Origin of the sequence: Streptomyces sp. NRRL S-646 (assembly GCF_000720765.1) — a bacterium.
Lineage (GTDB): Bacteria > Actinomycetota > Actinomycetes > Streptomycetales > Streptomycetaceae > Streptomyces.
Genome location: NZ_JODC01000153.1, coordinates 1 through 215, shown reverse-complemented (window position 1 = coordinate 215; position 215 = coordinate 1). Strand labels below are relative to the sequence as shown.

The 215-nt window shown below is 69.3% G+C and carries 1 pseudogene; it reads left to right on the top strand.

Annotated elements, in window-relative coordinates:
* A pseudogene (locus tag IH68_RS60130) lies at positions 1-215 on the top strand (polyketide synthase); the annotation flags it as partial.

Below are 215 nucleotides of genomic sequence, written 5' to 3'. Positions count from 1 at the left end.
GCCGTTGTGGCTGGGGTCGGTGAAGTCGAACATCGGGCACACGCAGGCGGCTGCGGGTGTGGCTGGTGTGATCAAGATGGTGCTGGCGATGCAGCACGGGACCCTGCCGCGCACCCTGCATGTGGATGAGCCGTCGTCGCACGTGGACTGGTCGGCCGGGGCCGTGGAGCTGTTGACGGACGAGCGGGACTGGCCGAGGGAGGATGACCGGCCGC